Origin of the sequence: Pseudomonas sp. IPO3778, assembly GCF_013386825.1 — a bacterium.
Lineage (GTDB): Bacteria > Pseudomonadota > Gammaproteobacteria > Pseudomonadales > Pseudomonadaceae > Aquipseudomonas.
In genome coordinates, this window is the sequence record NZ_JACARC010000084.1 from 1 (window position 1) to 6,155 (window position 6,155).

The 6,155-nt window shown below is 61.6% G+C and carries 5 protein-coding genes; 2 read left to right on the top strand and 3 right to left on the bottom strand.

Annotated features, from left to right (window positions below):
* Positions 1–64: 64 nt before the first annotated feature.
* Complete coding sequence (locus HX855_RS31125) at positions 65–535, bottom strand: Lrp/AsnC family transcriptional regulator (protein WP_177091513.1); 471 nt, start codon at positions 533–535, stop codon at positions 65–67.
* Positions 536–659: 124 nt separating this feature from the next.
* On the opposite strand from HX855_RS31125, the gene HX855_RS31130 reads away from it, so the two are divergent.
* Both HX855_RS31130 and HX855_RS31135 read left to right on the top strand, forming a co-directional pair.
* Entirely contained in the window at positions 660–1,904 is a 1,245-nt protein-coding gene (locus tag HX855_RS31130; RefSeq protein ID WP_177091509.1) for a methionine gamma-lyase, read from the top strand.
* A gap of 185 nt (positions 1,905–2,089) precedes the next feature.
* On the top strand, positions 2,090–2,791 hold the full coding sequence (locus tag HX855_RS31135) for a response regulator transcription factor (RefSeq protein WP_177091511.1): 702 nt from the start codon (positions 2,090–2,092) through the stop codon (positions 2,789–2,791).
* A 155-nt stretch (positions 2,792–2,946) separates the two neighbouring features.
* On the opposite strand, the gene HX855_RS31140 is transcribed toward HX855_RS31135, so the two are convergent.
* Both HX855_RS31140 and macA read right to left on the bottom strand, forming a co-directional pair.
* The gene (locus HX855_RS31140; protein ID WP_177091506.1) at positions 2,947–4,905 is read right to left on the bottom strand and encodes a MacB family efflux pump subunit; all 1,959 of its coding nucleotides are present in this window, start codon (positions 4,903–4,905) and stop codon (positions 2,947–2,949) included.
* A gap of 3 nt (positions 4,906–4,908) precedes the next feature.
* Positions 4,909–6,060, bottom strand: coding sequence for a macrolide transporter subunit MacA (macA, locus tag HX855_RS31145; RefSeq protein ID WP_177091504.1), 1,152 nt, complete (start codon positions 6,058–6,060; stop codon positions 4,909–4,911).
* Positions 6,061–6,155 lie beyond the last annotated feature (95 nt).

Below are 6,155 nucleotides of genomic sequence, written 5' to 3' on the forward strand. Positions count from 1 at the left end.
CAGCAACGGATATGTACACAATCAAACAGCCGACTACCGCAGGAATGGCTACGTACTCCATCAATCACTCAGGCAACGGAATCACCCGCAACGGCCTTACCGACTTATAAGAAAAACTCGAATAAATCTCCTTAACACACGGCAGACTCTGCAACACCTCCCGCGCAAACTCCCCGAACGACTCGAGATCCTTCGCCACCACTTCCAACAAAAAATCATACCGCCCCGACACGTTATGACACGCCACAACCTCGGGAATCTCCAGCAACCTCTGCTCAAACGCCCGGGCCACCTCACGGGAGTGCGTGTCCATCATGATGCTGACAAACGCCGTCACCCCATACCCCAGCGCCTTGGGCGACAGGATCGCCTGATAACCGCCAATCACCCCGCTGCCTTCAAGGTTTTTTACCCGCCGCCAACACGGCGAAGTGGTCAGCGACACCCGCTCCGCCAACTCCGCCACGGTCAACCGCGCATTCCCCTGCAACGCGTTTAAAAGCGCCTTGTCAGTCCGATCCAGATGAAGGGGCATATCTTGCCTCAAAACGTCGTTTTTATTGTTTTTCATCCCAATCTACCGGGCGTTCCCAGCAAACTATGGAACGTTCAGCCGCCGTTATAAGCATAGCATTGTAGGAAATAAGGAGCGTCCGACCATGAAAAATAAACACAACACGTTCGGCTTTTCCACACGTGCCATCCACCACGGCTACGACCCCCAGGATCACCACGGCGCCCTCGTGCCGCCCATCTACCTCTCGGCAACCTTCGCCTTCCCCACCGCCGAATACGGTGCCGCCTGCTTTGCCGGCGAAGAAAACGGACACTTCTACACCCGCATCTCCAACCCCACCCTGGCCCTGCTGGAAGCGCGCATGGCCACCCTGGAAAACGGCGAAGCCGCCGTGGCCTTCAGCTCCGGCATGGGGGCAATTGCCGCGACGTTCTGGACCCTGCTGCGCCCCGGGGACGAAATCATCGTCAGCCAGACCCTTTACGGTTGCACCTTCGCCCTGCTGCACCACGGCATCGGCGAATTCGGCATCAAGGTGCGCCACGTCGACCTCACCGACCTGAACGCCCTGCGCGAGGCCATCAACCCCGCCACGCGCATGATCTACTTCGAAACCCCGGCCAACCCCAACCTGCAACTGGTGGACATTGCAGCGGTCGCCGAGGTCGCTCACCGGCAACCCGGCATTACCGTGGTGGTGGACAACACCTACTGCACGCCCTACCTGCAACGCCCGCTGGAAATGGGCGCCGACGTGGTGGTGCACTCGGCCACCAAGTACCTCAGCGGCCACGGCGATATCACTGCCGGGATCGCAGTCAGCAGCCAGGCCCTGGCCCAGCGTATTCGCCTGCAAGGGCTCAAGGACCTGACCGGCGCGGTGATGTCGCCCCAGGATGCGGCCCTGTTGATGCGCGGCCTCAAAACCCTGGCCCTGCGCATGGACCGCCATTGCAGCAACGCCCTGGCCATCGCCGAAGCCTTGCAGGCCCATCCCCTGGTGGAATGGGTAACCTACCCCGGCCTGCGCTCCTTCCCGCAGTACGACTTGGCCGCGCGGCAGATGAAGCAGTCCGGCGGCATGATCGCGTTTGAACTCAAGGGCGGCATCGACATGGGCCGGCGCTTCATGAACGCCCTGAAGCTGTTCACCCGCGCGGTCAGCTTGGGCGACGCCGAGTCACTGGCCCAGCACCCGGCCAGCATGACCCACTCCACCTACACCCCGGAGCAACGCGCCCGCCACGGGATTTCCGAAGGGCTGGTGCGCCTGTCGGTCGGCCTGGAAGATGCGGCCGACCTGCTGGCCGACGTCGCCCAAGCCCTGCAGGCGTGTGCGGTCAAGCCAAAAGCCCGGGCGGTGCAAACAAACGTTCATCACGCTTGATGTAAATTCATAACCAGGTGCCACGTTTATCAATAGCCCGGCCCGAAAAGGCCGGGCTTTTCCCGTTGCGCCCTGCACCGCAAAAAATTTGATCCATTCATTGGCCCGTTTGCGACAGCCTGTACTAGCATACGAGGCGGCAGTCATGGATATCACTGCCCTGAACGTCGCCCTCCTTGAAACTCATGGATGAAATGATGAACTCACACCTGTTCCCCCACATCGGCAAGGTCATCGCCAGCACTGGCAGCCGGCACTTCCCGCGCATGCTGCACGACCTGATCCTCACCCAACTGGCGGTCGACGCCACACACATCACCCAGATGCCTGTGAGTCCAAGGGAATACTCCCCGCGCAAGGCCGGCAACGCGCGAGGGCTGGGCATCAGCCCCGTGTACACCGACCCGGAGCTCGAACTGGACGAAGCCCAGGCCGCCGCCCAACTGCACCTGACCCGGCGCAAGGATGACGTCAGCTACGTGCTGTCGGTGTATCGCTCGAACCCCTGCGAGAGTTTTTCCCAGCAGGAACGGATCATCCTGCAGGACTTCTCGTCGTTGCTGCTGCCGATGGTTGAAAAGCACATCAGCGCCCTGCAACCCTGCGCCCCGGACAGTGACATGCCGCAGCAACAGGGCATCGACACCTTGCGCCTGCGCTTTGAAGAACGCCTTGCGTCGTCGGGGCTGGCCCTGTCCAGCCGGGAGCTGGAAGTGTGCGTAGGGTTGCTGGCCGGGCGTACCGCACCGGAGCTGGCGGAGCAACTGGCATTGAAGGTCAACACCATCGAGAGCTACCTCAAGCGGGCGGCGATCAAGATGGGCATCAGTGGCCGGCATTCGTTGATGCGGTGGATGTATTCCACGCAAGAGAGCGCCGTTCAATAACCTACGTGCCCCCTCCCCTTGAGAAGCTTTTGTGGCGAGGGGGCTTGTCCCCCGTTGGGCTGCGCAGAGGCCCCAAAAAAACGGGAGCGCTTCGCACTCCAACGGGGGACAAGCCCCCTCGCCACAACAAGCAAGCCACTACCACTCTCCTTGCCTCAATCCCGGGCCAGGGCTTCGATCGGATCCAGCCGCGCCGCATTCCGCGCCGGTACAAACCCGAACACGATCCCGATCAACGTCGAACACGCAAACGCGGTCACCACCGAGCCCAGGGAAAACACCATTTCCCACTCTTTCACAAACAACGAAAACAGATAGCCAATGGCGAATGACAGCGAGATGCCGATCATCCCGCCGATCAGGCAAACCATTACCGCCTCCACCAAAAACTGCTGGCGGATGTCCGATTGCCGCGCGCCCACCGCCATGCGAATCCCGATCTCGCGGGTACGCTCGGTCACCGACACCAGCATGATATTCATCACCCCGATGCCTCCCACCAGCAACGAAATCACTGCAATCAACGACAGCAGCAACGCCAGGGAACGGCTGGTTTTCTGTACCGTCTGCATGATGCTGTCGAGGTTATTGGTGAAGAAATCCTTGGTGCCGTGGCGCTGCAACATCAGCTTGGTGACGTTCTCTTCCACCACCTTGCTCGGCTGGCCGTCCTTGATGCGCACGGTGATGCTGTCCAGATGGCGCTGGCCCAGCAGCCGCCCGGCTGCCGTCTCATACGGCACCCATACGTTCAGCGCCTTGCTGGCGGCGAACATGTTTTTATTGTCGGCCGTCACCCCGATCACCGTGCACGGCAGGCTGCCCACCAGGATCACCTGGCCCAACGGATCCACCCCGGGCCCGAACAACCGATGGCGCGTGTTGTGGTCGATCACCACCACCTGGGCCTGGCGCCGGGCGTCGCTTTCACTGAAGGTAATCCCGGCTTCGAGCTTCAGACCCTTGACCTGGAAATAGCGGTCGCTGACGCCGTTGACCTGGGCATCCAGGTCGATGTTGCCGTAGCGCAGCAACAGGTTGCGCCCCACCACCGGCGTGGCGCTGTCGACGTAATACAGCTGGTTCAGCGCCTCCACATCCGACGGCAACAGCGTCTCGATGGCCGAGGCGCGGCTGTCACCGAAACTCTTGCCGGGAAAGATATCGATGGTGTTGCTGCCGATGGCCTGAATGTCCTTGAGCACATAGCGCTTGGCCCCTTCGCCGATGGCCGAGATCGACACCACCGAGGTGATGCCGATGACGATACCGAGCATGGTCAGCAAGGTGCGCATGCGATGGGAAATCAGCGCGACCCAGGCCATGTTGAAGGCCTCCTTGAACAGCCCGAGGCTGGCCACCAACTTGCGCGCGCCGCTGCGCTTGGGCTCGATGGGCGCTTCGGTGGGCAGGTCGAGGCCGACACTGTCATTGGCGCGGTCACTGACAATCTCGCCATCGCGCACCTCAATGATCCGCTGGGCATTGGCCGCGACTTTCGGGTCGTGGGTGACGATGATCACGGTGTGCCCGGCGGCGTGCAGCTCGGCCAGGATGCGCATCACTTCCTTGCCACTGTGGGTGTCGAGGGCGCCGGTGGGTTCGTCGGCGAGGATCACTTCCCCGCCGTTCATCAAGGCCCGGGCGATACTCACCCGCTGCTGCTGGCCGCCGGACAGCTGGCTCGGCCGATGGCTCAAATGCCCCGACAAGCCCAGCCGCGCCAGCAACTCCCCGGCTCGACTGTGCCGTGCCGCTTCCGGCGTACCGGCATAAATCGCCGGCATTTCCACGTTGTGCAATGCACTCAAATGCGCCAGCAGGTGGTAACGCTGGAAGATAAAACCGAAGTAGTCGCGGCGCAGTTCGGCCAGTTGCTCGTCACCCAGGGTGCGGGTTTCGATGCCATTGATCTTGTAGCTGCCGGCGGTGGCGTAATCGAGGCCGCCGAGGATATTCATCAAGGTGGATTTGCCCGAGCCCGAAGCCCCGGTAATCGCGACCATTTCCCCGGCATGGATGGTCAGGTCGATGCCCTTGAGGGCAATGAATTCGCGGTCACCGGCCATGAAACTACGCACGATGCCCTTCAGTTCCAACAGTGGCTGACTCATCAATCAGCCCCCCGCCACGGCGGGCGATGGATCGCCGATCACCACCTTGTCGCCTTCAGCCAGGCCATCGAGGATCTGCACCTTGACGTTGTTGTTGATGCCGGTCTGCACCTGCCGCGTGTTGGCCCGGCCCTTGGCGTCCAGCACCCGCACCGGGAAGCTGCCATCGGCGCTACGCGGGCCGAGTGCGGCCACCGGCACCGTCAGTGCGGCCTTGGCGGTGTCGAGCACGATCCGCACCTGGGCGGTCATGGCGATGCGCAGACGGTGGTCGGGGTTGGGCACGTCGAACAGCGCGTTATAGAACACCGCGGTGTTTTGCTTGGGCGTGCCGGCGGTCTGGGTTTCGAGGAAGTTTTGCGGGGCGGGTTCGGTGCCGCGCAGTTTGGCGTAGTAGCGTTTGTCGGCTTCGCCGAGGATGGTGAAGTACACCTGCTGGCCGGGGCTGATATGGATCACGTCGGCCTCGGAGACTTGGGCCTTGACGGTCATGGTGTCCAGGTCGGCGAGTTTGAGCAGCACGGGCGCCAGTTGGCTGGCGATCACGGTCTGGCCTTCCTGGGTGACGATGCCCACTACATCGCCGTCGATGGGCGCGACGATGCGGGTGTAGGCCAGGTTGATCTTGGCGGTGTCGATCTGGATGTGGGCGCTTTTGATCTGGGCGTCCAGGGACATCAGGTTGGCGCGTTGTACTGCGTAGTTGGATTCGGCGGTTTCGAAGTCTTGGCGGGAGACGGATTCGTCTTCTTGCAGGCCTTGGTAGCGTTGGTAGACGGATTTGGTTTCCTTGAGCTGGGCGGCGGTGGCCTGGCGTTGGGCCTGGAGGTTTTCTTCATCGACCTGGGCTTTGCGCAGGGTGTTTTGCAGGATCAGCGGGTCGATTTCGGCGAGCCATTGGCCCTTCTTGACCTTGTCGCCGACCTTGACCTTCAGGGATTTGAGCTGGCCGGAGACTTGGGCGCCGACGTCGACCTGCTTGACGCCTTCCAGCAGGCCGGTGGCCAGGACGGCGTTTTCGATGTCACTGCGTTCGGCGGTGGCGGTCAGGTATTGCGGTGCGTCTGCGGGGGCCTGCACGGTGTAGACGATCAGGCCGGTTGCGACGGTCAACACCAGGGCCAATCCTGCTTTTCGATACTTTGACTTTTCCATAAATGACCATGAGAGGTGTTGAAATTGGTCCGGCTTTTGGCTCGGAGTACATATCCGTTTTTTGGGTAACGGCGACTATGGGTTCCGCCCTTACG